The organism is Arthrobacter sp. SIMBA_036 (genome assembly GCF_046535135.1).
Taxonomy (GTDB): domain Bacteria; phylum Actinomycetota; class Actinomycetes; order Actinomycetales; family Micrococcaceae; genus Arthrobacter.
This window is the reverse complement of the sequence record NZ_JAWRXG010000510.1, coordinates 1-229: the sequence shown is the minus strand read 5'-3', so window position 1 is coordinate 229 and position 229 is coordinate 1. Positions and strand designations below refer to the sequence as shown.

Sequence of the window (229 nt, the reverse complement as noted above, 5' to 3'; positions counted from 1 at the left end):
GCTGAAAAGAAAATGAAGCAGTTGGAGGGAATTTGATGAAAAAGAGAATTCTTTTTGCGGCATTATCTGTTGCTTGTTTGAGCGGGTTAGCTGTTGCGGGCTTTATGGGGTTTTCTAATAAACATGTAGCTGAAAAGCCAGTCGGTACTTATATATTAGCTGAAAAGCCAGTCGGCACATAATAAAAAACAATCTCAATAAAAAGATGGGGGTCATAACATGAAAAAAA

At 37.1% G+C, this 229-nt stretch carries 1 protein-coding gene; it reads left to right on the top strand.

Annotated features, from left to right (window positions below; translation table 11 throughout):
* The first annotated feature begins 35 nt into the window (after positions 1-35).
* Positions 36-182, top strand: a complete 147-nt coding sequence (locus tag SB659_RS20690; RefSeq protein WP_164906834.1) for a hypothetical protein — start codon at positions 36-38, stop codon at positions 180-182.
* Positions 183-229: the final 47 nt, after the last annotated feature.

Bases quoted from the DNA above. Each gene is read 5' to 3' on its own strand.
- SB659_RS20690 (WP_164906834.1), top strand. From the start codon at position 36: ATGAAAAAGAGAATTCTTTTTGCGGCATTATCTGTTGCTTGTTTGAGC.